Origin of the sequence: Carboxylicivirga longa (assembly GCF_050589825.1) — a bacterium.
GTDB lineage: Bacteria > Bacteroidota > Bacteroidia > Bacteroidales > Marinilabiliaceae > Carboxylicivirga > Carboxylicivirga longa.
Map to the genome: position 1 here is coordinate 77,284 of NZ_JBNGOZ010000013.1, position 26,984 is coordinate 104,267.

Consider the following 26,984-nt stretch of genomic DNA (forward strand, 5'->3'; position numbering starts at 1 on the left):
AACATTAGCGACCCAACAGCACCAGAAGCACATTGATGTCACTTGGCGAGACTCCAGAAATCCGGCTCGCCTGCCCAATGGTCTCGGGTTGGATCTTTGTTAATTTTTGGCGGGCTTCTGTTGATAATGATTTTATAGACGCATAATCAAAACGCTCTTGAATCTTTAGATGCTCGAGGCGCTTAAGCTTATCTGCCAACATACGCTCCCGATTGATATAGCCAGAATATTTCAGAATGATTTCAGCAGATTCCAGAATTTCCTCCACTCGATCGGTACAGAGCTCATTTACAAATTCTGCAAAAGGAGCAACACCCTCCAATAAATCGGCTATCCGAATTTGTGGCCGCATAAGAATATCTACCAACTTCACTCCTTGCCTTAATGGACTTGTACCCTTGGTTTCCAACCAGTCATTAATCAATGCGGGCTTAACACTAAAATTTTTAAGGAAAACGATAAGACGATCTCGCAAGGCAATCTTCTGATTAAGATGCACAAGACGATCTTCACCGGCTAGGCCCAATTCAAAGCTCTTTGGTGTTAAACGCACATCAGCATCATCTTGCCGCAACAAAATACGATACTCTGCACGGGAAGTGAACATGCGATAGGGCTCATCCACACCTTTGGTAACCAAATCATCAATTAAGACACCTATATACGCTTCATCGCGGGATAGAACGAAAGCTTCAGCCCCAATCCTCTTTTGATGAGCATTAATACCAGCCATAAGTCCCTGAGCAGCAGCCTCTTCGTACCCTGTGGTGCCGTTTATCTGGCCGGCGAAAAATAAATTTTGAATCCTCTTAGTTTCCAGGCTGTGTTTAAGCTGTGTAGGTTCAAAGAAATCATATTCAATAGCATAGCCTGGCCTAAAGACCCTAACATTCTCAAGACCAGGAACATGACGCAAAGCTTCAATTTGATTCTTTAGAGGCAAAGATGAACTGAATCCATTCAGATAATATTCTATAGTCGTTTCTCCTTCTGGCTCTAAAAATAATTGATGACGATCTCGGTCAGCGAAAGTAACAATCTTGGTTTCGATGCTCGGACAATAACGTGGACCCAAACTTTGTATCGTACCATTATACATGGGTGACTCATCCAAACCTTGTTCTAAAATTTTATGAACAGTTGGGTTCGTATAAGTAATATAGCAGCTACGTTTTTTTAAACCATTATTTTCTGAAGGCAAATAACTGAAATAAAAATCTCCGTCATCCCCCTTCTGCTCTTCTAGCTTACTAAAATCTATACTGCGTTCGTCAATACGAACCGGTGTTCCGGTTTTCATGCGGCCAACAGTGAAACCCATACTCAAAAGTTGCTCCGAAAGTCCTTTTGACGCTGGTTCAGCTACTCGCCCACCCTCCGATTGCACTGAGCCAACGTGCATTAGCCCATTTAGGAAGGTTCCAGTTGTCAGCACAAGTGCCTCCGTTAAGAAGGTAACATTATTTGCCGTCCTAAGGCCCTTAATTATGTTATCTTCGAAGACAAATTCCGTAACAGCATCCTGCCAGAAATCCACATTCGGAATATTTTCCAACTGTGTGCGCCATTCGGATGAAAATACCATACGGTCGCACTGCGCTCGTGGACTCCACATGGCCGGTCCTTTCGAACGATTCAACATTCTGAACTGGATTGAGGATTTATCAGTAATGATACCCGTATAGCCACCCAAGGCATCTATCTCCCTAACAATCTGCCCCTTAGCAATACCTCCAATGGCAGGATTACAGGACATTTGAGCAAAACGACCCATGTCCATCGTAATTAACAGCACTTTACTGCCCAGGTTTGCGGCGGCGGCAGCAGCTTCGCAGCCGGCATGCCCACCTCCTACGACGATGACATCGTAACTAAATTTCATATATTTGATTATTGATTTACTGTAAGATAAACAGCAAATTTAATGAAAAGTTGATAAGATTGATAATGCGCGATCTTCCTGACGACGCATTTCTAACTTTTCTTCTTCGGTGGCATCCTTAAAACCGAGCAGGTGGAGGATGCCATGAATAATGACACGATGCAATTCTTCCTCAAAGGGACGGTTAAAAAGTTGTGAATTACTCCGTACCGTATCCACACTAATTACTAGATCACCAGCAATTGTTTGATTCTTGCAGTAATCAAAAGTAATGATATCTGTGTAATAATTATGTTGAAGATAATTTCTATTTACTTCTAAAATATAAGCATCAGAGCAGAAGACATAAGTAAGTATTCCTACCTTCTTATCGAAAGAGGATACAACCCGTTCTATCCAGGCTTTCGTTTGTTGATTACAAACCTCAGGAAGCCTTACATCTTCAGCGCAAAATTCTATCATTCAGGAATATAAAAAAACATAGTAACCCGACTACCTTCATTCTCAAATTCTATATCATCAGCTAAGTGATGCATTAAAAATATACCTCGACCATGCGTTTTTTCCAGATTTTCAGGTTTTGTAGGGTCTGGTATATTTGTGTAATCAAAACCAGTGCCTTCGTCAATAATAGTAAACTCAATCGCTTTATTATCAATCCTATATAAGACAACAACCTTCTTATCTCTGTCAAGCTTATTACCGTGAACAATGGCGTTGTTAACACCTTCAACTACGGCCAATAGAAGTTTACCGTATATATCATTATGTAGATTATATTCCAAACATAAATCATCAATAAGTTTTTCAACAATATTGATGTTTTTTGTCTCGGAGCTAAATTCTATCCTATTCACAGTCAATTCCATTTAAATCCCTTTTATGTGCAAGCCTGACATACCCAACATTCCCCTTTCAAACGATTAATTGTACGAAAGAAATAAAAAAATGTTGTGTTTCTACTGCCATAATCATTTCATCAACCAATGTTCGGGGTTTAATTTCTTACTTTCTTCCCAAATTTCAAAGTGCAGCACACCAGAATTTTCACCCTGACCATTATAGATTGTACCAATTAGAGAATTTTTAGTTACATTTTCTCCTTTTTTTACACGAACGGAGTCGAGGTTAGCATAAACAGTCAAAAATCTTCCATGACGAATCAGAACAGCTTTATTATAGCCGGGTATTGAAACGATACGCGACACTTTTCCACTAAAAACGGCCTTAGCAGCAATATTATTTGAACTTTGAATATCCACCCCATTATTCTTTACCTTTACGTATTTCAAAACAGGGTGCGCATGTTCTCCAAACTTACTTACAATAACACCATTTTCAACAGGATTAATTAACTGACCCTTAGCCAGATGAAAATCAGAAGCTTCTACAGTTTCTTTGGATAATTCAGCAATTAGATTAACGATGGTGGTTTCAAGCTTTTGCAAGGTCTTTTTTTGACGTTGTATGTCACGCTTGAGCCGACTTTCTTTACGTTTTAATTCTTGAATATTAGCGTTGAGCGATGCTTTGTCGCCGACTAAACGTTCCCGCTCATTAAGAATCTTTTTAAGGGCGTTATTCTGCACTTTAAGCTTAGTGTTGAGTAACCCGTAACTATCTTTCAATTCCAGCCTCTTTTCATCGATCAAAAGGCCTTGATTATACCTGAATTTATTGTACTCCTTCAGCATAATATAACGGCGATAAAACTCATTAAAACTTTTTGCCCCCAAAAAAAACGATAACTCATTATAACGCTTTTTGTTATTATAGGTGGTTTGAATAAGCTTTACGTACTGCTCCTTAAGCTGCTCCAACTGATGTTCATTATCACTTATTTCAGCCTCTAGCACAGTAATATCGCCTTTCAATAGACCAATTTCGTCTTCGTAAAGGCCAATGAGCTTTTCACGATCGGCAATTTGCCTGTTGAGCACGTTTACATTGCGCATATTTGCTGTTTTACTTTTGGCATAGGAGGCAATTAAGTTATTAGCATCTTCAATGCGCTTTTCAATGCTGGCTTTCTGTGCCTGCAACTCGTCTAGTGATTGAGAAATGACCGGCTTAGAAAAGAGTACAACAGTAAAAAACAATATGACGACCTTACGTGCGACCATTAAAACTGTGTTTTTTTATACTTATTAGATATTTTAAAACCCAATGAATGTTCTCCATCAATATCAATATGTTCGAAACTTATTCCAAGGCTAAAGCTATCCCATCCCCGCTTGCCATCTATCACTATTTTCGATGGAAATAAGGCATTATTTCGCAGCTGAAAATCTTCATAGGCAATACTTACCTGACTATTAACTTCAAAATCTCGGATGCTAACATCTCGAATGCGAAACACATCAGGAAGAATTGAAAACTGGTGAAATACAACATTATCTGTTTTGTCCTTTTTATAGATGCGGTTATAACGTCCTTCCTTAAGGGATTGTAACTGATAAGCATCCTGTCCAACATAGTGCTTATAACGCTTAATGGTTTTATCAAAGTCACCGATTGGATAAGGAAATAACTGATTGGTTAAGATGTGCTGCAAGGTGTAATAGTCCAGCTCAATGAGAAATTTTTCCCACAGAATTTTATAATCCCCTTGCGAATATTGTTTCTTGGTACGGTCAATAATTTCAACATTTCCAGGCGATAACCTGACCCGAAACAATTCTATTCCCATCAGCGGATTAATAGAAACTGTTATGGAAGAATCGCGATTGATAAACATATTACCTTTAAACGATTTTTTTTCGCCATTAAAAGTAAGTTCTGCTTTAAACTTCTTCAGAAAGAGCGTATTAAAGTCAAGATAACCCTCTTCAACAGAGCTAATGAGCTTAGCATCTGGAATGTTCTTTAATTCGCCCTTTGCGGTATAGACATCACGGGTTGACCGGCAGCTAATGCCAAGGATTACCAGAATAAGAGCGAGTAAATAGCTATTTAATTTCACTTTTCGAGGTACGTTTGTTGTTCAATCTTCTGTCGTAATAAAGTACTATCGGCGCCCATGTCCAGCGCTTTATTCCATTGTTCGAGTGCAGCTTCGAGATCTCCATTTTTGTATAGTATATCACCATAATGCTCAACGATTACAGCACTACTATCACCACCATTATCAAGGGCACGTTCAATAATATACTTGGCCTCAAAATATCGCTCACGCTTGAAAAGTACCCAGGCATAAGTATCGAGGTATGTAGCATTACCAGGCTCCATTTCGATACATTTGCTACTCATGCGCTCTGCTTTATCCAAATCTTTGTTTTCAAGCGTTAGATAATAACTATAATTGTTGAGCACAACAATATTCAGCTCGTCAATGGCCAGTGACTTATCGTATGAATCAAAGGCTCGACTCGTCTGCCCTGCAGCATAGGCTATATCTCCTATATTGGCATACAGTTGTGCTTCAAGGGCACGGTTCTCACCAACTTTATTTAAACCTTTCTCCAATAAGTCAAGCGCTTCCTCATGTTCATTAAGCTGACCTGCGGAACTGCCTGCTAGCAGATAAAAAAAGGCATTATTAGGAAAATGCTCTAAGGCAATACGCGCATTACCATATATCTTTTTAAAGTCCTGCGTGTCAATCATTAAAAGCAGATAATCCTGCCATATCAATTCATTCTTCTCTTCTAAAGAAATGGCCTTACGATAAGCTTCAAGAGCATTAGGGCTATCATTTAAGGCCCGATAAAAATTACCTTTGTAAACGTAGGCCATGGCTTCATAAGGGTGTGCGTCAATGATTACATCGAAAAAATCTTCAAGGAAATCTGCGTTTTTTACCAATGCTGCGTTATCCATTAGAAAAGGTAGAATCCTTTGGAATTTTAACTCGAAAGGCGTATGCTTTACAGCTAAGGCCTGCTCGTAGTAGGTGATGAAATTGCTTGTATCATTCTGCTGAATCGCCAAATTACCTAAACTGAAGTAGGCCATGCTGTTATCCGGATCCTTTTGCAACACCATGTTATAGTATTCTCGTGCCTTTTCATGATCTTCCAGATACAGGTAGTAATCGGCGATAAAACCATAGTAACGCGCTTCCTCGGGGTATTTCTCAACCAGCTTGTTCAACTCCTGCAAAGCAGGTTTGTTTTTCCCCGCTTTCAGAAAAAGCTGTTGCTTTTCGAGCACGATCACTTCATTTAAGCCCATTTTCTTTTCCAGCCTGTTGTAGGCATCAATGGCCTTATCCAGTTCACCATTGCGCTGATAGACCTGCGCCAAACCGTAGAGATACTCTTCATTATCAGGATGCTCAGCTACAATTTGCTCATATAAAGCAATCGCCTTAACGCCGAGCTTATTTTGCTGATACAATTCGGCCAGCATTAGTTTATACCAAATATTAGTGGGCTCAATCTGAACAGCTCTCTCAAGCAGTCCCTGGGCTTTTACACCTTCTTTACCAGCCACCAGAATATTGGCTAACTCATACATGGCGGCACTACTGGTAGCGTCAATCTTTAGGCACTCACTGAGGTACATCGCAGACTTTTCAAGATTTCCTTTCATCTTTTCTCGACTGGCCTCATAGAAAAAATAATCGAATTTGCGCTTTTGCAAATCCGTCAACTGTACCTTTTTTATTTGCTCGCTTGTAACAGCAGGACTATCTGTCTTTTTGAGCGTGGCACAGCTTACTATGCTCAGCGCTAGCACAAACGATAGATAGCGATATATTTTATATGTCATTCTTGCTTTAATTTTTTTTAGTTGGTTCCGGTGTGACCAAAGCCACCACTACCACGCACACTCTCCTCAAGAATCTCAACTTCATTGAGCGATACTTTGGTATAACGGGCAATCACCATCTGGCAAATGCGCTCTCCATCGCTAATAGTGAAGTCTTCATTTGAAAGGTTCACCAAAATAACTTTGATCTCACCTCGATAATCGGCATCGATGGTTCCCGGCGTGTTAAGAACCGTCACACCAAATTTAGCAGCAAGACCGCTTCTGGGTCTTATCTGTGCCTCATGACCATCGGGCAGCTGAATATAAATTCCTGTTGGGATCAGTACTCTTTGAAGGGGCTTTAAAACTACAGGGCCATCGATATTAGCCCGCAGATCCATGCCTGCAGAGTGCTCGGTACTGTAACTGGGTAATTGATGTTTACTTTTATTAATAATTTGTACTTGCGTCATGATAGAATCTTATTAAACTCTTTCCGTTCGGTGAAATAAAGGAATACAAAATAGGCTACAAATATAGTGCCTTTAAAACCGAAATGAAATAATTGATTATCTGATGTATATAACTGACTTATAACAACCACGGCCATACCGCTGACAATGTGGAAAATAATATTGGCAACGGGGTAATTGACCGGATAATATTTCTGACCCAGAAAATAAGAGATGATAGTCATCAACAGGAAACACAGAAGACTACTAAGAGCAGCACCCATATAGCCCATGGAAGGCACAAAAATAAGGTTAGCAACAATGGCGAGAACAGCACCAATACCACTTATTATAGCCCCAAAATGTGTTTTATCGGTTAATTTATACCATAGCGATAGTGAGTAATAAATACCAAAAAACAACTGCCCTAATAGAATCAATGGGATAATGCGATTGCCTTCGTAATACTCGGGTAACAGCAATACGTTAATGAGATCTATAAAGACCAAAACACCCACAAACACAATCATACCAAAAATAACAAAGTACTTAAGAATGCGTGCATAAAGTTCGGTGGAAGCTTTCTCCTTCCCCTCCTTAAAAAAGAAAGGTTCAAAAGCAAGACGGTAGGACTGAATGAACAGAGCCATAAGTACTCCAATCTTATAATTGGCGCCATAAATCGCCAGCGCCTCCATGGCATTTTCACCAATCAGATGGGGCATCAGTATTTTGTCGATATTCTGAATAAGCATGCCAAAGAGACCCACTATCATAACGGGATAAGAATAACGTAGTACAGCTCTTAATAGCTCTTTGCGCACAACGAAATGTCCTTTAAACAGCTGTGGTATCAAAAACACACTAATTATTAATGAACTTAAAAGATTGGCGATAAAAACGTATAGGAGCTTGTTATTGGGATCGTAAATGTAGTTTACGGGCGTATACCCTTCTTTGTATAAATAAGGGCAAATAACCAGGAAGAATACATTAAAAACGATATTCAAAAGTACCGATACAAACTTCAGCGTAGCATATCGCATCGTTTTGTTGCGAATGCGCAAATCGGCAAAAGGGATACTCGTTATAGCATCGAGCGACACAATGAGCGCCCCAATAAAAAAATACTCCGATGTAAGATGCTCATTGCCAAGTAAGGATGCAATACTATCTTTTAAGAAATAAACGAGCAATACAAAAAACAGCGATAGCATCGTAACAAAACCGCCCAAGGTACTGAGTAAATCCTGGCGATTGGTCTTTTTGGCGAAACGAAAATAGCCGGTTTCAAAACCAAAAGTAAGAATAACCAAAACGACTGCTATATAACTGTAAATATTAACTACACCACCGAACTGCACAGGATCCAGGGTGCGAATATAGAAAGGCATTAACAGCCAGTTGAGCAGACGCCCTACAATTGTACTTGCACCATAAATAATGGTATCGCCGGCTAATTTTTTTAATTTACCCAAGATGTTAAGAAAAAAGTGTCCCTTGATTCAAATTATTTTCCAAGCCCAGATGCTGATAAGCATTGGCGGTTACCATACGCCCGCGTGGTGTTCGTTTGATAAATCCTTCCATTATCAGGAAAGGCTCATACACCTCTTCGATAGTACCGGCATCTTCACCCACAGCTGTAGCAATGGTGTTAACCCCCACAGGGCCACCATTAAACTTATCAATTAGCGTCATCAGTATTTTATGATCCATGGTATCTAATCCGTGCGTATCAATATTAAGGGCATTTAATGCCAGTCGACTAATATCAATATCGATAATACCGTTGCCTTTTACCTGTGCAAAGTCGCGAACACGGCGCAAAAGGGCATTGGCAATACGCGGTGTACCCCGGCTACGCCGGGCAATTTCATTGGCTGCATTCTCGTGAATTCGCACTTCCAGTATGTCAGCCGAACGCTCAATGATATGGGCAATGGTATCGGAATTATAATACTCCAAATGACTATTAATACCAAAGCGGGCACGGAGTGGCGCGGTTAAAAGTCCACTACGTGTGGTAGCACCAATCAGCGTAAATGGATTAAGGTCAATTTGAATACTGCGCGCACCCGGTCCTTTATCGATTACAATATCAATGCGAAAATCTTCCATGGCACTATAGAGATATTCTTCCACAACAGGGCTGAGCCGGTGTATCTCATCAATAAAAAGTACATCATTCTCATCCAAGCTGGTAAGAATACCGGCCAAATCACCAGGCTTATCCAACACGGGTCCACTGGTTAATTTAAAGCCTACCCCCAGCTGATGGGCAATAATATTAGATAAGGTCGTTTTACCCAGTCCCGGAGGCCCGTGTAGCAGTACATGATCCAGGGCATCCCCGCGCATTCTGGCAGCTTGCACAAATATTTCAAGGTTTTCGACAATCTTATCCTGCCCCTTAAAATCATCGAATGACAGGGGCCTCAAGGCCCTTTCTAATTCCTTCTCCGTATCTCCATTTCCCCTAATGTCGAAACTCATAAATATCAGATTATGTCTAACTTTTTTAAATTTTTAAAGAACTCCTGTAAATCGAAAGGTTTCGCCATATATTCGTCCATTCCTGTAGAGAGACATTTTTCACGATCAGCATCATAGGTATTCGCAGTGAGGCCGACAATAGGCAGGTGCGTCTTACTGTCCTTCTCCTTATGACGAATGGCACGGGTAGTTTCCAATCCATCCATCACCGGCATCATCAGATCCATCAGTACCAGGTCATAATGGCCATGTTCTAATTTCTCCAGGGCTTCCCTCCCATGGTTGGCAATATCAATCTTAAAGCCGTACCTGGAAAGGTTAAGGAAGATGAGCTTTTGATTCAAAACGTTATCTTCCACCAATAATACGGATACAGGTTGTTCGAGTTTTTCCATTCTGGGTAAGGTTGTTTCTATATTAGAGTCCGGCTTCGCGGGATATGTCTAACATTCTATTAATGGGCTTAACCGCATCAATTCGAATGGCTTCTTCCACATCAATAGTAGGCCATTCATATTTTAACGTGTTATACAGTTTTTCCAATGAGTTCAGCTTCATATACTCGCAATCGTTGCATGCACAAGTTGAATCATTGGGTGGTGCCGGTATAAATGTTTTATTGGGACTCTCCTTTTGCATCTGATGAATAATACCGGATTCGGTAGCCACAATAAACTCACGGGCATCATCATTTATCGAATATTTTAGTAAAGCAGCTGTACTTCCCACATAATCGGCCAACAATAAAAGCGGCTTTTTACATTCAGGATGGGCTAGTACTTTCGCTTCAGGGTGGGCTTTTTTAAGCTCAACAATTTTCTCCACCGAAAATTTCTCATGCACATGACACGCACCGTCCCATAAAAGCATCTCCCTACCTGTAATACTGTTCAGGTAATTTCCAAGGTTACGATCCGGACCAAAGATAATCTTTTCGTCCTTCGGCAGGCTATCAACAATCGTCTTCGCATTGGTTGAAGTGACCACAATATCCGATAAAGCCTTGATTTTAGCCGTAGTATTCACATAGGTTAATACGGTATGATCAGGATGCTTTTCAACAAATTGTTTAAAACTATCAGCAGGACAACTATCGGCCAAACTACAACCTGCATTCAAGTCAGGCACCAACACTTTTTTATCAGGTGATAATATCTTCGCTGTTTCACCCATAAAATGTACTCCGGCTAAAACAATGATTTTAGCGTCTGTTTTGGCCGCTTCCTGAGCAAGAGCTAGACTATCCCCAACAAAGTCTGCGATGTCCTGTATCGCGTTCTTTTGATAGAAATGAGCCATTATAATAGCATCCTTCTCCTTCTTCAAGCGATTAATCTCGCTTTTTATGTCGATATCAGTTGGAACCACTTCGTCCACATATCCTTTTTTCAACCAACTATCTTTTATACTCATATTTATATAATAGAAAGAATTTAAAAAAAATATAGTAATGATAATATCCTGTTAGCAAGGTTGGTATTTTTATTGAATAATCGTTGCTAATTTACTTATGATCCTTAGATAAACAGTAGCTAACTCCTTATTAACATGTTTGTAATCTGTTAATTCATTGAAGGTAATCACTTTTAAAACTGTTTCAACAATGTGTTAATACGATTCAAATTTAATAAATTCTTTGGTTGTTAATGTTTAAAGGGACGTTAAAATCGGTTCAAAAAAGGGATTAAAATATTTCGCTTACCAACATCATTTATTGACTTAAGCAATTGTATTGGAAAAAAATATTGAATAAGCAATGTCTTTTATTAATATTTAATCCCAGCCCTTCCACAGGTTTTAAACATTTAATAAGTGGTTTTTTAACATGTTTTTAAATGCGTGAAGCATGCTTATCTTTGTAAAAAAAACAGCATGATATTTAAAACAATCGCATTGGCTGCCGATCACGCCGGTTATCCTGTAAAAGAACTTATAAAAAAGCACTTTGAAGGACTAGGAGTGCGTGTAAAAGACTATGGCACAGACTCCGAAGCAAGTACTGATTATGCCGATTATGCCCATCCTATGGCGGCTGCCGTTGAGCAGGGAGAGTATGAGATAGGAATTGCTATATGTGGCAGTGGAAACGGTATTAACATGACGGTTAATAAACACCAGGGTATTCGTGCCGCACTGTGTTGGAATGTTGAAATAGCAGAGATGGCACGTTTGCACAATGATGCGAACATCTGCACGGTACCAGGTCGTTACGTTAGTCATGAAGAGGCTATCAACATTGTTGATAAGTTTGTTAATACGTCTTTTGAAGGAGGTCGCCATCAGAAACGAATTGATAAGATACCCCTTAAATAAGGTGTGCTTTGAACCGGAAAAAACGCTTTAAAAAGGAGGCGCAGCGTGTATCAGCCGATTTGCGGCATCGGCGTATTATACAATTTAATATGTCGAAGTACGAATCGGCTGTAGAAGCGGGTAAGGAACGATATTCAGATTTGTCGCGAGCCAAGTACTGTGCAGCTGAAGTGAAAAACGAAGTACTTGGTGAGCTGCCTTATTTGTTGGAAACCTTTGAAAGGAATGCACAGAAGAATGGTGCAGAAGTGTATTGGGCGGCTACGGGCGATCAGTTGATTGAGCACCTCGTGGATGTACTGCATGGAGAGCAGGCCAAAATGCTTGTGAAGAGTAAGTCCATGGTAACTGAAGAAATTGATTTGAACGCTGCGCTTGAAAAAGAAGGGATAGAATCGGTTGAAACGGATTTGGGTGAATTTATAGTGCAGGTGGCAGGTGAGAAACCCTATCATATTGTAACGCCTGCCATGCATAAGTCCAAACAAGATATTGCTGAGCTGTTCAATAAGCATTTCGATACCGATTTAGACTTATCAGCGGAGGAAATGACGGGTTTTGTCAGGAAGTTGCTGCGTAAAAAGTTTCTGAACGCCGATGTTGGTATTACCGGAGCTAATTTTTTATGTGCCGCTGAAGGAGCTGTTGCAGTTACTGAAAATGAAGGGAATGCTTTTTTATCGGGTGCCAATCCCAATTTACACATTGTGATCGCGGGTATCGAAAAAGTGCTGCCATCCATTTCCGACCTGGCCTTATTCTGGCCCCTGTTAGCTGCTCATGGTACCGGTCAGCAGCAAACGGTTTACAGCAATCTCTTTTTTGGTCCGCGCAAAGGCAATGAAAAGGATGGTCCAAAGCGTATGATCATTTTTCTGCTGGATAATGGACGTTCGTCAGTGTATGCAGATAAGGTTCTGCGGGAGGCACTTAAATGTATTCGTTGTGGTGCCTGCCTTAATGCCTGTCCGGTGTATCGAAATATTGGCGGGTATACCTACAATACAACCTACAGTGGTCCCATCGGTTCTGTACTGACACCGCATTTCAAGGATTTTGGTGATTTTAACCATTTGAGTTTTGCCTCTTCTTTATGTGGGAAATGCAATACGGTGTGCCCTGTAAATATTCCACTTACCCATTTACTCTTGCATAATCGGCAGCAAGCTCAAAAGACTGCATCCTTGCCCGAAAGTTTTATTAATAAATTGCTTTACGCCTCTTTGAGTAATCGACAGCTGATGAATATGAAAGGTGGTGTAGTAAAAAACTCAGTGGCTCGTCTTGTTAGTTCTCAAGTGATGAAGGGCGAAAAAAGATTACCCGACTTTGCCCCGAAAACATTTAATGAACAATGGAAAAAGCATAAAAAGAGATAAAGGTTTTTTAATGATTTTCTTACCTTAGCGACAAACTCATTAGATCATGTTATCAAATACGTGCAAATATGCTATTCGGGCAGTTATTTATTTGGCTGTCAACGACGAAGGGGAGAAGAAAATTGGAATCAAGCAAATTTCCAAGGATCTGGATATCCCCACTCCTTTTCTAGGTAAGATTCTTCAGAGCCTGGCCAAACAAAAGTTATTAAACAGCACTAAAGGGCCACACGGAGGTTTCAGTATTGGACGGCCTGCTGAGGACATCACACTATTCGACATTGTATCGATCATTGATGGAAGCGACGTATTCACCAATTGTTTAATTGGTTTACATTCCTGCAAAAGTAATAATGAGGAGGGCTACGCTTGTCCTGTTCATGAGCAATATAGCGCCATTCGTAAGCAGATGTATGATTTTTTCTCAACAGAAACCATCGCCCGTATTTTGTCTAATATGGAAACAAAGGGTGATTATATTAAGCTTTAAACATAGGTTTTTTCAAAGGGAATAGCATCCACTTATGTACCAGTGGACTGTTCCTGAACAGAAGAACAGCGAAGTAAGCTGTGATGATTCCACAGGCATTGGCCAGCATGTCCCACCATTCACCGCTACGATTAGCGGTTATTAGCAATTGCAATAGTTCCATTAGTCCACCATAAAATAATGGTAGAATCAGTATTTTCGAAATTTTACTAATGGTTTTGTGGTGATGGATGTAATATTCGAGCATGAAAATAAAGGCCAGTGTGAAATACATGAGAAAATGCACCACCTTGTCAAAATGAGGGAATAATCGAATGTTACGCGGCTGTATGTCTGATGTGTTTAAAAGACTCAGAAGTGTGATGATAGTGATTATACTCAGCGTTTTATGATATTTCTTTATATAGTACATACTATAAAATGTTAGTAAGCAAAGATTTTCTGTTTAAAAAGTGTTGATAACCCGTTAATAAAACACTGTTCGTCAGTGTTTCACGTGAAACAATCCCAGTTATGGCAGGCATTTACATACATGTTCCGTTTTGTTACACACGGTGTTCGTATTGTGATTTTTATAAAACAACAGAACAACAATTTAAGGGCGAATATATTAAAGCTTTGTGTAAAGAGATCAGTATTAACCGTTCTTTTTTACAGGAAGAAGATATTCGTACGCTTTACTTTGGGGGTGGAACGCCTTCTACACTGAGTGCTTCGGAGCTGAAAATTATTCTCGATAAATTATTCGCCTATACTTCCGGTAATATCATTGAAGAGTTGACTTTAGAGATCAATCCCGATGATGTGTCTGATCAGTATATCAAGCAGCTTGTATCGCTGGGCTTCAATCGTTTAAGTATGGGTGTGCAGAGTTTTTTTGATGCGCATTTACGAAAAATGAACCGGCGACATAATGCTCGTCAGGCCCATGATGCTATTCGCATAGCTCGCGAAAATGGAATTGATAATATGAGTATTGATTTAATCTATGGCTTGCCTTATATGACCTTTGACGAGTGGCAAAGCAATGTGCAACAGGCTATTGATAGTGGTGTTCAACATATATCGGCCTATCATCTTACTTTTGAGAAAGGGACCTTATACTACGATTACCTGAAGAAAGGAAAGCTGAAGGAGATACCCGAAGAAACAAGTGTGCAACAATTTGAATACCTGGTAGAAGCCCTTGAACGGGCTGGTTATATTAATTATGAGATTTCTAATTTTGCATTACCGGGATGTGAATCCAAACATAACAGTAGCTATTGGAGTGGACAAAAATACCTGGGGTTGGGTCCTTCTGCCCATTCTTTCGATGGGCAAAACCGAAGTTGGAATGTACGCGATATAAAACGTTATTGTACAGCGATTAATGACGGTGCTAAATATCAAGAGCAAGAGTTACTGGATGAAGTGGATCGGTATAATGAGTTGATAATGCTTGGTTTAAGGGTGAAGAATGGTTTTGATCTACGCTTAGTTGAATCTTTTAATAAGGAAATAGTACAGTATTTTAATCAGCAGTTGCACAGGCAGAAGGTAGCTGGTAATGTGCAAATAGTAGAGGGTTTCTGCTGCGTAGCTGCCGGTAAAAAAATGATTACCGATGGTATTATTGCCGACTTTTTTTATGTGAATGCTGAGTAAACAAATGTTCTTTAAGATTGTATTATCCCCAGTTTTATCTATTCAGATAAGGATTTAAGGGGAGCAAAAATATTTCTCAAAAAAAATGAATGCTAAGTGAATAAACTATTAAAGATACTTTAGCTATGGAAAATAAGAAGGGAATATTGGCCACTTACGGCTCAATTTTCTTAAATGTATTTCTCTTTATTATTAAGTTTTGGGCCGGCATGGTTAGTTCTTCGGTCGCCATTATTGCCGACGCCTGGCATACTTTAAGTGATAGTATTTCATCGGTGGCTGTGCTTATTGGACTTAAGGTATCGGCCAAGCCTGCGGATCGGCAGCATCCTTTTGGTCATGGTCGTGCCGAAGTGCTGGCTTCTGTTATCGTCAGTATGCTGCTGGCCATCATTGGGTTCAGCTTTTTAAAGGAATCCGTAGTGAAGCTGCAGGACAGAAGTGATGTGAATTATGGAACCCTTGCCCTCGTCGTTACTTTCGTTTCCATGCTTATTAAGGAGTTCATGGCACAGTATTCCATTCGTATTGGCAAGAAAACAAATTCAAAATCTATGGTGGCCGATGGTTGGCATCATCGCTCAGACGCCATTTCTTCACTGGTTATACTGGTGGGTATTTTCCTGGGACGTTACTATTGGTGGATTGATGGTGTGCTGGGTATTCTGGTATCTTTACTTCTCTTTTACACGAGTTACTCTATATTAAAAGACAACCTGAGTCACTTGCTGGGTGAGTCTATTGAGGATGATTTGCGTAAAGAGATAATAACCATGGCCGGCGATGTGGCTGACATTGATTTGTATCCCCATCATTTTTTAGTGCATCAATATGGTAACCATACTGAGATGACTCTTCACATCCGATTACCAGCTGATTATACCATTCATCATGCGCATGAGATAGCCACTGCCTACGAGCAAATAATAAAAGAGCGAACCAATATACAGGCTACCGTGCATATTGATTCGCTCGAAAAATTATCTTAATATAACTTAGTTGAAAATTAATATTGAACTGATACTAGTAGTTTAGTGAAGCTCCTGTGATGGCCATAAAAATGTCTAAATCGCGCAGTTGATCTTTGATCTTCAGTAAGCTCGACAGGCGGATATACCCAATCTTATAGCTATACTGTGGACCCTTGTATTCTTCAGAAATAGATTCAAAATCAAATTTTTTCAGTACGGAGTCATCTGAGTATCTCAGATATAGTTCTACCTGATGCTCTTTAGAATAATTGAAATCATCAGCATACTTCATTTTTTTGTACTCATAGGCATAGTAATGAGCCAGGGCTGTTATATCAGAAAGAACCGCTGAGCCCGTAGGATGAGCACCGGCACCTTTTCCAAACATAAACTGCTTATCGTAGGCTTTTCCTTTGATTACAACGCCGTTAAATTCGTCCTCTACACTATAAATATACTTGTCTTTGCGTACAAAGCGAGGTAATACAAATAGTGTGATGTCATTGCCTTCCAATCGTTCTACCTGCGCCACCAATTTTATTTTGTAGCGTTTCTCGCGGGCATATTGTATATCAAAATCCGATATATTGGAAATGCCGTAGGTAAGCACGTCATCGGGATGGATAATGGTTCCAAAGCTATGTAAAGTAAGGATGATCAGCTTATACAGCGAATCGAAGCCTTCCACATCAAAGGTAGGATCACTCTCGGCAAAGCCCAGGTCTTGCGCGTCTTTTAATGCTGTTTCATACGATTGGTCGTGATCAAAAATTTTAGAAAGAATGTAGTTGGACGAACCGTTTAATATTCCGGTCACAGAGAGTAAGAGGTCGTTGTCGTAATATTCCTCCAGGTTACGAATTACGGGTATGCTACCACACGCCGAAGCCTCATACAGTAGAGATACTTTGTTGTCCTTTTGCAGCTGAATCATCTCAGCCATATTTTCAGCCAGCATTTTTTTGTTGGCCGATACTACATGTTTCCCCTTCTGCAGGGCTTTCTTTACAATACGATAGGCTTCATCGGCATTGTCAATTAGCTCAACAACCGTGTTAATGGAATCATCTTCCAATATGTCGTCGGCATTGTAACAAAAGAAGTGCTCGGGTAAGGCACGCTCTTTTTTGTTTTTAACACATATTTTTGCGATCTCAGAATCAAAGGATGGGCTTGTTTTTAGCACTTCATACAGCCCCTGCCCTACTACACCAAAGCCAAACAGGCCGATGTTAAGTTTTTGTTTCATGGTTAATTTTTTCTGCAAACGCTCGTTTGTCTGCTGATTGGTAAATGTTTTGCCTGACAAAAGTAAGGAAAAATCACCATCGGATACCCTTAGAATAAAACCGGATGGAATGGGAAAAGCAATTAATATTCTTATCCTGCTCATCACAATGGGGTACACCTGGTTTCAAAGCAAGAAAATGATGTAAATCCTGCCCCTACTATAATTCATGAGGGGCAGGATTATTTTAAATTTAATAGTGTTTGCCTTGTATTTGGTGTTAAAGCTTAGAAAAAGCATTTTCTAAATCTGCTTTTATATCATCGATGTGCTCAATACCTACCGATAGGCGCAACAGACCGGGCTCTACGCCGGCTGCTTTCTGTTCTTCAATACTAAGTTGCTCATGGGTGGTAGAGCTGGGGTGTATAATCAATGACTTAGCATCACCAATATTGGCCAGGTGGCTGATCAAAGATAAGCTATCGATAAAACGATCGGCTGCCTTGGCATCGCCTTTAATTTTAAAACTCATCACGCCGCCGAAGCCTTTCTTAAGGTATTTCTGTGCCAGTTGGTGGTAGGGGCTCGATGTAAGGCCCGGATATTTAACATACTCTACGCTGGGGTGTTTTTCCAGCCATTGGGCGATGGCAAGCGCATTACTCACGTGGCGATCTACGCGCAATGACAGGGTTTCCAGCCCCTGAATAAGCAGGAAGGAATTGAAAGGACTCAGTGCTGATCCATAATCGCGTAAGCCTTCAACGCGCGCTCGTATAATGAAAGCGATGTTCCCAAACTGACTGTCTGCACCGAATACTTCCCAGTATTTAAGTCCGTGATAGCCTTCCGATGGCTCGGTAAATGAGGGAAACTTACCATTGCCCCAGTTAAAATTACCACCATCTACAATTACACCACCAATCGATGTACCATGCCCGCCAATCCATTTGGTAGCTGATTCAACAACAATGTTAGCACCGTGCTCCAGAGGTCGGAAAAGGTAACCTCCTGCGCCAAATGTATTATCTACTACTAATGGGATATCATGTTTTTGGGCAATATTGGCAATGGCTTCAAAATCAGGTATATTAAACTGGGGGTTGCCGATGGTCTCTATATAGATGGCTTTGGTTTTTTCATCGATGGCCGCCTCAAAATCCTGAGGGTTATCACCCTCAACAAATTTAACCTGAATGCCCAGGCGTTTGAATTGTACTTTAAATTGATTGTAAGTACCGCCATAAAGGTACGAGCTGGATACAAAATTATCACCGGCTTCCAGAAAGTTGGTAAGTGCAATAAATTGAGCAGCCTGTCCTGAGGAAACAGCCACGGCCCCTACACCACCTTCCAGGGCGGCAATGCGTTTCTCAAATACATCGGTAGTGGGGTTTTGAATGCGGGTATAAATGTTCCCAAACTCCTTTAATCCGAATAGATTAGCTGCGTGATCCGCATCTTTAAAAAGATAAGAACTGGTTTGGTAAATGGGTACTGCGCGCGATAAGGTGTTGTCGTCTACTTCGTGACCGGCATGTAGTTGCAGTGTTTCAAACTTTAATTCAGACATAATATTTAGTTTTTATGGTTAATGTTCTGTTTTTTAACCCTTCTTACCTGTGCTCAACGCACCGGTCTGTCCTAAATATTTGTTTGATTATCAGATGCGATGCGTTGTGACACTTAGCGTGTCATCATCATATACATCATCGTATAAGAAGCCTGATTAATTGCCGAACCGGCAGTTAACAAAGAGTAGCTAGTATGCAAGAATTGTTGCTTCATGAAGTACAAATAAAGAGATTTTTCTCTTAAATTCAAATACTATGAGTAATACTTTTTTTAATTGAGATATAATAAAGGGCTAATCAGTGCGTTAAAAATGACAGACGCTTATCAATAGGACTTTTCTAGAAGTAATTTTGCAACCTATTTGATTTTTGCTCGTCTACCCTTTGTGAATCGGGAGTTGTAATAGTTATTAATGGCCAAAGAAATTTGGCGTAACCCAAGGTGCTATGATGACTCGAAATTTGGTTACGGTAAAAAAGCGATTGCAAAGCATTGAAATACCTGTTCGCTTTCTGGTGTTGCAGGTAGTTATTTTGTCAGTGCTGTTAGTGTTAATTGTTTTTTGAAAATGGCAAAGCGGAATAGTCTGAGTCACTATTCCGCTTTGCTGTTTTTTATTGTGCCGATTGCGGAAAGGCTTCGGGTGTGTTCCAAAGTTTTTTATTGGGGTATTTATCCATCACAAATTTCAGATTACCGCCATTCATAATTTCCCGATGATGGATGTAACTGCGTTGCAATGTTTGTCCGTTCAGCTGTACTTCTTTAATGTATTTGTTTTCCTTCGAGGCATTGCTGCATTCAATGGTAAATTGCTTGCCTTTGGGAAGTTCTATGCTCGCCTTGTGCCACAGTGGAGTGCCGATTACATAAATGCCGTCAGCCGGGTTAACAGGATAAAATCCTAAGGAGCTGAAGATGTACCACGATGACATCTGTCCGCAGTCTTCGTTGCCGCAATGCCCATTGGGGATGGGTGCATATTGGGTCTCCATAATCTCACGCACTCGTTCCTGACTCTTCCATGGTTTACCCAAATAGTTATATAAATAGGCCACATGATGGCTCGGCTCGTTACCATGGGCATACTGGCCAATCATACCGGTACTGAAAATGGGTAACTCATCATCATCGCTGGGATGATAGGTAAACATGCTGTCCAGCTTTTCCTCAAATCGCTCTGCCCCGCCGGTTTTATCAATAAGGCCTTGCAGGTTGTGGGGAACAAACCAGAAATAGTGCCAGGCATTACTTTCGCAAAAATGATCGGTATAATCTTTCGCCACAAAGTCAGCAACAAAGGTGCCGTTGGCCTGACGAGGACGTAGAAACGAGGAGGTATTGTCGTAATGATTCTGCCAGTTGTCAGCGCGTTGCATAAAATAGGCGTATTCTTCGTCTTTGTTCAGTGCCTTTGCCAGTTGGGCAATGCACCAATCGTCGTAGGCATATTCCAGGGTTTTCGATACCGACCAGTTTTCGTGATCGTAAGATACGGGCACATAGCCCAGTTCGCGGTATTCCTTAATGCCATGCGCATCATCCATGGCGTTAGAGCGACAGGCGGCATATAGCAGTTCGCTGTCAAAATCATTGAGTAAGCCTTTAAAGTATGCATCCACAATAACGGGAATTGCGTGGTAGCCAATCATCATATTGGTTTCGTTACCCTGCATGGACCATACGGGTGTAAGGCCGGTTTGCTCATAATGGCTCAGCATGCTGCTTACAAAATCCCTTACACGGTTGGTATGCATGATAGTGTAAAGGGGATGTGCTGCTCTAAAAGTATCCCATAGCGAGAAGGTGTCGTATTTGTCGTATCCTTCTGCCTGGTGGTATTTTCCATCCGCCCCCTTATAATCACCATTGGTGTCGCTCAGCAGGGTGGGTGCCAGCATCGACTGATAAAGAGTTGTGTAAAAAGTTTTCTTCCACTCTTCGTTGTCTGATTCAACTTTTATTTTACTCAGTTCGTTTTCCCAGGTAGTTGAAGTTGCCTGGCGATACTGGTCAAAGTCGTTATGGGGTGCCTCTCGTTGCAGGCTGAGCAGGGAGCCTTCCATGCTTGCTGTGGATAAGCCTACCTTCACAAGCACCTGTTCGTCCTTATGGGTAGGAAACACAACTTTCACCTTGGTGTTTTTACCACTCACAGCATCTTTTTGCTGCTCTTTATCATTTGCAAAAAGAGTAGCCGTTTCAAAGGGTTTGGAGAAATGCACGGTGAAGAAGACACGCTGGTCGGCTGCCCATCCGCTTGAAAAGCGGTATCCTTCTATAGTGGTGTTATTCACTATTTTAAGATGCGTATCGGTAGGTGCATCCCAGTTTAAGGCATAACCCAGATCAATGATAAAACCCGACTGTTCGTCCTGCGGAAAGGTATAGCGGTGAATGCCGGTGCGCTGTGTAGCGGTTAGTTCCGTGTTAATGCCATAATCCTGCAAATAGACTTGATAATAGCCGGGTTCGGCTTGTTCATTATCATGCGAAAAAGTACTATATGGGCGGTTGCCATTTTCAGGAATGGTCTTCGTGGCTCGCGAGTTGATAGGACTGATCAGAATATCATATAAATCGCCGGCTCCGGTGCCCGTAAGGTGAAGGTGACTAAAACCGGTAATGATGGTGTCGGGATAGAAATAACCGGCTATACGATCCCATCCGGGCACACCAATGTCAGGACTTAACTGAACCATACCAAATGGCATGGTTGCCCCGGGGTAGGTATTTCCTGGTCCGTCGGTACCCATAAATGGATTTACATAGGAGGTTAATCGTTCGTTGTCTTCCTTTTCGGGACTCACACAGCCCAATAATGTTAAAAATATTAGGCTAATCAAAACCGTTGCTAGATGTTTCATCTGTTCAAATTTATTTTTCAATGGTCAGATGGAACTCCCAATTAAATATGATCATCTGTAGGTGTGGTATTTTAGATCATCAAATTTGCATGGTCGTTTCATATTCTTTGTTATTTCCGCCAGTTTTTAAACAGTTGTCAATAAGATCGAACTGTCAATTCCTATTAATATTTCACTTTAGTACGATGATATTTTTGCTATCATATTCAGTTTCGAGCTTAAAATTGATTTAACTGTTAAAACAAAGTAACAAATAGATGTGCAATATACAGGTAGTCAGAGGTTCAAAATAGTGGGGTAAAGGAGTAGAAATGCATGTTTTACTATTTCAATGAAGGCCGTGAATTTAGATATATTCTAAATGCTGTTTTAATGTTAAAAAAACACTAAAACAATATTAATTAAGGCTTAAGACCTAAAAAAAAAATTACATCTTTGGGCTCAAATTGCAGATGTATAAACAACATTCTAATTGGAAAGGCATAAGGCCTTTACAGACATTTTATTATGAATTATTCGTTTTTTGACTTTCTAACCCTGATCGGATCTTTGGGGTTATTTCTCTTCGGTATGAAGATGATGAGTGAGGCGCTTCAAAAAGTGGCAGGTGACCGGATGCGTAAGATCTTATCCGCCATGACATCGAATCGCTTCTTTGGGGTTTTAACCGGCTTTTTGGTAACTACCATTATTCAGTCTTCATCGGCTACCACGGTGATGGTTGTGAGTTTTGTTAACGCCGGCCTAATGTCCTTGGTAGAATCCATTGGTGTAATAATGGGAGCCAATATTGGCACTACTATTACGGGGTGGATGATTACCCTGTTGGGCTTTAAAGTGAAAATTAGTGCCTATGCTTTGCCAATGATTGGTTTGGGTTTGCCACTTATTTTTTCCAAAAATTCAACACGGCGCTCGTGGGGCGAATTTTTAGTAGGTTTTGCCCTTCTGTTTTTGGGACTTGAGTATCTGAAAGGTTCAGTGCCGGATATAAAACAAAGCCCAGAGGTACTTAGTTTCCTTCAAAATTACACCAACCTTGGCTTTGGCTCAACGGTTTTATTTCTGATTATCGGATCTATTTTAACGGTTGTTATTCAATCATCGAGTGCTACCATGGCGCTTACTTTTGTGATGTGTAATCAGGGGTGGATACCTTTCCATCTGGCGGCAGCCATGGTGATGGGTGAGAATATTGGTACTACTATTACTGCTAATATTGCGGCTTCGGTAGGTAATGTATCGGCCAAACGTGCGGCCCGCGTTCATCTTATCTTTAACCTTTTGGGTGTTACCTGGATGTTGATGGTTTTCCCCTGGTTTGTAGATGCCATTGTTCATTTTGTATCGAAGAGTAACGGCGTGTCGCCAACCGAGTCTGTATCGGCTATACCCACTGCCCTATCCATTTTTCACACCAGTTTTAACGTGATGAATGTGCTTATTTTTGTGTGGTTTGTTAAGTTCTTCGAGAAGATTGTGATCCGCATGGTACCCTCCTCCGAACTGGAAGAAGAGGAGTTTCGTCTTAAATTTATCACTACCGGTATGTTATCTACTTCCGAGCTGTCGCTGATGCAGGCACGTAAAGAAGTACATTGGTTTGGTAAGCATAGCCAGAAGATGTTTGGTTTTATTCGTAAACTAATGGTTCAGGATAAGGACAGTAAATTCAGTAAGCAATTTGCGCGTATCGAAAAATACGAGGGTATTTGCGATAATATTGAGGTTGAGATTGCCAATTATCTGTCGCAGGTGAATCAGGGCAAATTAAGCGATGTAGGGCGTAAACGAGTGCGTTCGATGCTTAAGCTTGTGGATGATTTAGAGAGTATCGGTGATTGCAACTACAATCTTGCGAAAACCATCAACCGCATGCGTAATGCCAATATTAAATTTTCCGACGAGGTGCTTAAAAAGCTTGATTTGATGTTCGATTTGGTAGATGCTTCGCTGCAGGTAATGATTAGTAACCTGGATGATATTAATGAAGATATACACATGACCAAGGCGCGTCAACTGGAGGACGAAATTAATAACTACCGCAATCAGTTAAAAGTCGAACATCTTGATAACCTTAAAAATGGTGTTTATACTTATGAAGCCGGTATTATTTTCAACGATTTATTTTCGGAGTGCGAAAAGCTGGCCGATTATGTGATTAATGTAACAGAAGCTTTAGCTGAAGTGAATCCTCAGTAAACGTATTTTACAAGAGATAAAAAATCCCGCCATGGCGGGATTTTTTATTTTATGAGTTCTACAACGGTTATTGCGGCCTTCCCGGTGTGACCTTTCCCTTCCGATAGACTTGTTGTAATATCAGTGCATTGGGGAAGTTTATAGGATGCAAATTCATTTTCAAATTGTTGGGCCGAAAATAACCAATCTTTATTTTTAGGACCACCGCTACAATGCTGTAATTGGTGCTTATTAAACCCAACGATCAATAACTTGCCGTTGGTTTTTAGCAGGGATAGCAGGTGCTTATTTACCTTCGTAAGTTCATGAAAAGGCAGGTGCATAAATACACAGGCAATATAGTCGAAACTCTTTGGAGGTGCCTGAAAGCTTAAAACATCAATGATTGTATACTGAATTGAGGTTTGGTTAATCTTAGCTAATTGTAAGGCTTTTGTTTTAGCTGTAACGCTAAAGTCAAGTGCCGTTACTTCCCAGCCTTTTGATGCCGCATAAACGGCATTTCTGCCTTCGCCTTCAGCCGGTAATAGTATTTTGCCGGGCTTATTATTATCGATAAAGGATTTAAACTGAGGGTTTGGCGCTATGCCATAGAAATAATCCTTATCACTATAGCGATCGTTCCAGATTTCTTTCATTGGGGAATATCTTTGTTTTTAAACGCCGCTAAATAAGGAATGTTTACTATACGCAAAAAGGTCCGGCATAACCGAACCTTTTTTCATCTGGATTTTATCTGATTTTAAGGGAAAGGGCTTAACTTTCTCGGACTAAATATAGATAAAATATTGGTTCGGAAAACTTTCTGTTTAAAAATTCACAGCTCTTAAATGGCTAATAATTAATTATTTGATTTTATATATAGGGTAATGTTTTAAGAATACCCCTAAAAAATAATATCTAAAAAAGTGTTAAAATGTATTTTTTATTGATGCACCCCTTAAAAAATGATGTTCATACTAATAAAGTAGTAAAATATATAAATGAGCCCCAAAGTTGAATTGGCAACCTATCTGCCGATGAGAGGCCTAATTTATAAGCAATCAAAATAATAATTAGTTATTCAGAGTAGGGAAACTTAATGTCTTTCACCATTGTTTGAAGGCTGGTAATACCGTTATACACGTTCTCTTCTACCGTATAGCATATATCAAAGGGATCGTTTGATTTAACTTTGTCGATAATGTGCCCCATAGAAAAGGCTATGCCCTGTTTAATGGCCGCAGAGTGTTCCTCTATGATTTCCAGCTTTAAATGATCACGATCTTTGCCAACGCATTTACTTGTTCCGTAGTCAAAAACGCGCTCCGATACAAATACCGGTTTCATATTACCGGGACCAAAAGGCTGAAACTGCTTGAGAATTCGGAAGAATTTGGGTGTAATATCCTTCAGGTGTAGCTTGGAATCGATTTCTATTTGCGGTATCAGTTGTTCAGGAAGGATATGGGCTTCTACAAATTTTTCGAAGCGCTCCTGAAAGGCCGGTATGTTTTCAATCTTAAGCGTAAGGCCGGCGGCATACATATGACCGCCAAAATTCTCGAGTAAGTCGTTACACGACTCGATGGCCTTGTAAAGATCAAAGCCTTCAACAGAGCGTGCGCTACCGGTAGCGAGTCCTTTCGATTCGGTTAATACGATGGTAGGTCGATAGAAGGATTCGGTAAGGCGCGAGGCCACAATACCAATCACCCCTTTGTGCCAATCTTTGTTGTATATAACGGTGGATTTTTTATTGAGTAAATCCGGATTGTTGGCAATTAAATCATGCGCCTCTACAGTAATGCTACGATCCAGGTCTTTGCGTGTCTCGTTGCATTCATCAATGTCCTTACTCATCAGGCCGGCGTTACCTGAGTCGCGGCTCACCAGCAGATCAACCGCATCGCTGCCGGCATCGATACGCCCTGCCGCATTGATGCGAGGACCTATTTTAAATACAATATCGCTGATGGTGATTTCACGTCCTTCCAGTCCCGCTATTTTAATGATGGAACGCAGTCCGATAACAGGGTTGGAATTTAACTTTTCGAGTCCGTAATAGGCCAGAATACGGTTTTCACCTGTGATGGGCACAATATCGGAGGCTATGCTGACGGCTACCAGGTCAATGAGGGCATATAACTGCGATTCTTTATAGTCCTTATAGCGGCAGAAGCCCTGCATCAGCTTAAAACCTACTCCGCAACCCGACAGGTTCTTTTCAGGATAGTGACAATCCGATCGTTTCGGATCAAGACAGGCCGCCGCTTTGGGTAGTATTTCGCCGGGTGTGTGGTGATCGCAGATGATAAAATCTATGCCTTTTGTACGGGCATAATCCATCTTTTCTACCGCCTTAATGCCACAATCAAGGGCAATTACCAGCGTAATATCATTATCAGCTGCGTAATCAATTCCTTTGTAGGAGATACCATAACCCTCCTCATAACGATTGGGGATGTAATAGTCAATGCGATTGTAGTGGAGGCTCAGAAAAGAATATACCAAAGCCACGCTGGTGGTGCCATCCACATCATAATCACCATAAATCAATATGCGTTCCTCATTGTCGAAGGCCTTCACAATGCGAAGCACCGCCTCTTCCATGTCCTTCATCAGGAAGGGGTTGTGCAAATCGGTTAGTTTAGGTCGAAAAAACGCCTTTGCCTCATCGTAGTTGCTAACGCCTCTTTGAGCAAGAAGGTTTGCCAATACGTGATTTATGTTTAGTACCTCAGACAGGTGATTAATTGTATTCTGATCACCCTCGGGTTTTATGCTCCACCGTTTTTCCATCTC

Annotated in this window: 23 protein-coding genes; 6 read left to right on the forward strand and 17 right to left on the reverse strand. The window is 40.7% G+C overall.

What is annotated here, in order from left to right; genetic code table 11:
- Positions 1–4: 4 nt before the first annotated feature.
- The 11 genes from mnmG to nadA all read right to left on the reverse strand — a co-directional run bounded on the left by mnmG (position 5) and on the right by nadA (position 10,938).
- Positions 5–1,882, reverse strand: a complete 1,878-nt coding sequence (gene mnmG, locus ACRD7A_RS12480) for a tRNA uridine-5-carboxymethylaminomethyl(34) synthesis enzyme MnmG (RefSeq protein WP_430811414.1) — start codon at positions 1,880–1,882, stop codon at positions 5–7.
- 39 nt (positions 1,883–1,921) lie between these two features.
- On the reverse strand, positions 1,922–2,344 hold the full coding sequence (gene ybeY / locus ACRD7A_RS12485; protein ID WP_430811415.1) for an rRNA maturation RNase YbeY: 423 nt from the start codon (positions 2,342–2,344) through the stop codon (positions 1,922–1,924).
- Positions 2,341–2,739: an ATP-binding protein gene (locus tag ACRD7A_RS12490; RefSeq protein ID WP_430817948.1), complete on the reverse strand. Its 399-nt coding sequence runs from the start codon at positions 2,737–2,739 to the stop codon at positions 2,341–2,343. Before ACRD7A_RS12490 ends, ybeY begins: the two co-directional genes overlap by 4 nt.
- Positions 2,740–2,853: 114 nt before the next feature.
- A complete protein-coding gene (locus ACRD7A_RS12495; protein WP_430811417.1) occupies positions 2,854–4,005 on the reverse strand; it encodes a murein hydrolase activator EnvC family protein in 1,152 nt (383 codons plus the stop codon).
- Complete coding sequence (gene lolB1 / locus ACRD7A_RS12500) at positions 4,005–4,844, reverse strand: lipoprotein insertase outer membrane protein LolB1 (protein WP_430811418.1); 840 nt, start codon at positions 4,842–4,844, stop codon at positions 4,005–4,007. Before lolB1 ends, ACRD7A_RS12495 begins: the two co-directional genes overlap by 1 nt.
- Entirely contained in the window at positions 4,841–6,595 is a 1,755-nt protein-coding gene (locus ACRD7A_RS12505) for a tetratricopeptide repeat protein (protein ID WP_430811419.1), read from the reverse strand. Before ACRD7A_RS12505 ends, lolB1 begins: the two co-directional genes overlap by 4 nt.
- A 17-nt stretch (positions 6,596–6,612) precedes the next feature.
- Entirely contained in the window at positions 6,613–7,050 is a 438-nt protein-coding gene (dut, locus tag ACRD7A_RS12510; protein ID WP_430811420.1) for a dUTP diphosphatase, read from the reverse strand.
- Positions 7,047–8,507 carry a lipopolysaccharide biosynthesis protein gene (locus ACRD7A_RS12515; RefSeq protein WP_430811421.1) on the reverse strand — a complete coding sequence of 487 codons (1,461 nt, stop codon included), beginning with the start codon at positions 8,505–8,507 and terminating at the stop codon, positions 7,047–7,049. Before ACRD7A_RS12515 ends, dut begins: the two co-directional genes overlap by 4 nt.
- Before the next feature lie 4 nt (positions 8,508–8,511).
- Positions 8,512–9,525, reverse strand: a complete 1,014-nt coding sequence (gene ruvB / locus ACRD7A_RS12520; protein WP_430811422.1) for a Holliday junction branch migration DNA helicase RuvB — start codon at positions 9,523–9,525, stop codon at positions 8,512–8,514.
- A 5-nt stretch (positions 9,526–9,530) separates the two neighbouring features.
- Positions 9,531–9,920, reverse strand: a complete 390-nt coding sequence (locus tag ACRD7A_RS12525) for a response regulator (protein ID WP_430811423.1) — start codon at positions 9,918–9,920, stop codon at positions 9,531–9,533.
- 22 nt (positions 9,921–9,942) lie between these two features.
- Positions 9,943–10,938 (reverse strand): quinolinate synthase NadA, encoded by a 996-nt coding sequence (gene nadA / locus ACRD7A_RS12530; protein ID WP_430811424.1) that lies wholly within the window; start codon positions 10,936–10,938, stop codon positions 9,943–9,945.
- A 459-nt stretch (positions 10,939–11,397) separates the two neighbouring features.
- Here nadA and rpiB point away from each other — a divergent pair, with 459 nt between their 5' ends.
- Genes rpiB through ACRD7A_RS12545 form a run of 3 tightly spaced genes read left to right on the forward strand, consistent with a single transcriptional unit; the run spans position 11,398 to position 13,707 of the window.
- On the forward strand, positions 11,398–11,838 hold the full coding sequence (gene rpiB, locus ACRD7A_RS12535) for a ribose 5-phosphate isomerase B (RefSeq protein ID WP_430811425.1): 441 nt from the start codon (positions 11,398–11,400) through the stop codon (positions 11,836–11,838).
- Between the two features lie 8 nt (positions 11,839–11,846).
- A complete protein-coding gene (locus ACRD7A_RS12540) occupies positions 11,847–13,217 on the forward strand; it encodes a lactate utilization protein B (protein ID WP_430811426.1) in 1,371 nt (456 codons plus the stop codon).
- Positions 13,218–13,263: 46 nt separating this feature from the next.
- Positions 13,264–13,707 carry an RrF2 family transcriptional regulator gene (locus ACRD7A_RS12545; RefSeq protein ID WP_430811427.1) on the forward strand — a complete coding sequence of 148 codons (444 nt, stop codon included), beginning with the start codon at positions 13,264–13,266 and terminating at the stop codon, positions 13,705–13,707.
- Here ACRD7A_RS12545 and ACRD7A_RS12550 read toward each other — a convergent pair.
- Positions 13,697–14,119 (reverse strand): VanZ family protein, encoded by a 423-nt coding sequence (locus ACRD7A_RS12550; protein WP_489672205.1) that lies wholly within the window; start codon positions 14,117–14,119, stop codon positions 13,697–13,699. The two genes, ACRD7A_RS12545 and ACRD7A_RS12550, sit on opposite strands and share 11 nt — an antisense overlap.
- A 101-nt stretch (positions 14,120–14,220) precedes the next feature.
- Here ACRD7A_RS12550 and hemW point away from each other — a divergent pair, with 101 nt between their 5' ends.
- Together hemW and ACRD7A_RS12560 are read left to right on the forward strand one after the other, a co-directional pair.
- On the forward strand, positions 14,221–15,354 hold the full coding sequence (hemW, locus tag ACRD7A_RS12555; RefSeq protein WP_430811428.1) for a radical SAM family heme chaperone HemW: 1,134 nt from the start codon (positions 14,221–14,223) through the stop codon (positions 15,352–15,354).
- A 125-nt stretch (positions 15,355–15,479) separates the two neighbouring features.
- Complete coding sequence (locus ACRD7A_RS12560) at positions 15,480–16,343, forward strand: cation diffusion facilitator family transporter (RefSeq protein ID WP_430811429.1); 864 nt, start codon at positions 15,480–15,482, stop codon at positions 16,341–16,343.
- A gap of 34 nt (positions 16,344–16,377) precedes the next feature.
- Here the strand turns inward: ACRD7A_RS12560 and ACRD7A_RS12565 are convergent, their stop codons facing one another.
- From ACRD7A_RS12565 to ACRD7A_RS12575, 3 genes are all read right to left on the reverse strand, one after another.
- Positions 16,378–17,718: a homoserine dehydrogenase gene (locus ACRD7A_RS12565; protein ID WP_430811430.1), complete on the reverse strand. Its 1,341-nt coding sequence runs from the start codon at positions 17,716–17,718 to the stop codon at positions 16,378–16,380.
- A 115-nt stretch (positions 17,719–17,833) separates the two neighbouring features.
- Positions 17,834–19,129: an O-acetylhomoserine aminocarboxypropyltransferase/cysteine synthase family protein gene (locus ACRD7A_RS12570; RefSeq protein ID WP_430811431.1), complete on the reverse strand. Its 1,296-nt coding sequence runs from the start codon at positions 19,127–19,129 to the stop codon at positions 17,834–17,836.
- A gap of 616 nt (positions 19,130–19,745) precedes the next feature.
- A complete protein-coding gene (locus ACRD7A_RS12575) occupies positions 19,746–21,998 on the reverse strand; it encodes a GH92 family glycosyl hydrolase (RefSeq protein WP_430811432.1) in 2,253 nt (750 codons plus the stop codon).
- 507 nt (positions 21,999–22,505) lie between these two features.
- On the opposite strand from ACRD7A_RS12575, the gene ACRD7A_RS12580 reads away from it, so the two are divergent.
- A complete protein-coding gene (locus ACRD7A_RS12580; RefSeq protein ID WP_430811433.1) occupies positions 22,506–24,200 on the forward strand; it encodes a Na/Pi cotransporter family protein in 1,695 nt (564 codons plus the stop codon).
- 44 nt (positions 24,201–24,244) lie between these two features.
- Here the strand turns inward: ACRD7A_RS12580 and ACRD7A_RS12585 are convergent, their stop codons facing one another.
- A complete protein-coding gene (locus ACRD7A_RS12585) occupies positions 24,245–24,838 on the reverse strand; it encodes a class I SAM-dependent methyltransferase (protein WP_430811434.1) in 594 nt (197 codons plus the stop codon).
- Between the two features lie 421 nt (positions 24,839–25,259).
- Positions 25,260–26,981: a single-stranded-DNA-specific exonuclease RecJ gene (gene recJ, locus ACRD7A_RS12590; RefSeq protein ID WP_430811435.1), complete on the reverse strand. Its 1,722-nt coding sequence runs from the start codon at positions 26,979–26,981 to the stop codon at positions 25,260–25,262.
- Between the last annotated feature and the right edge of the window lie 3 nt (positions 26,982–26,984).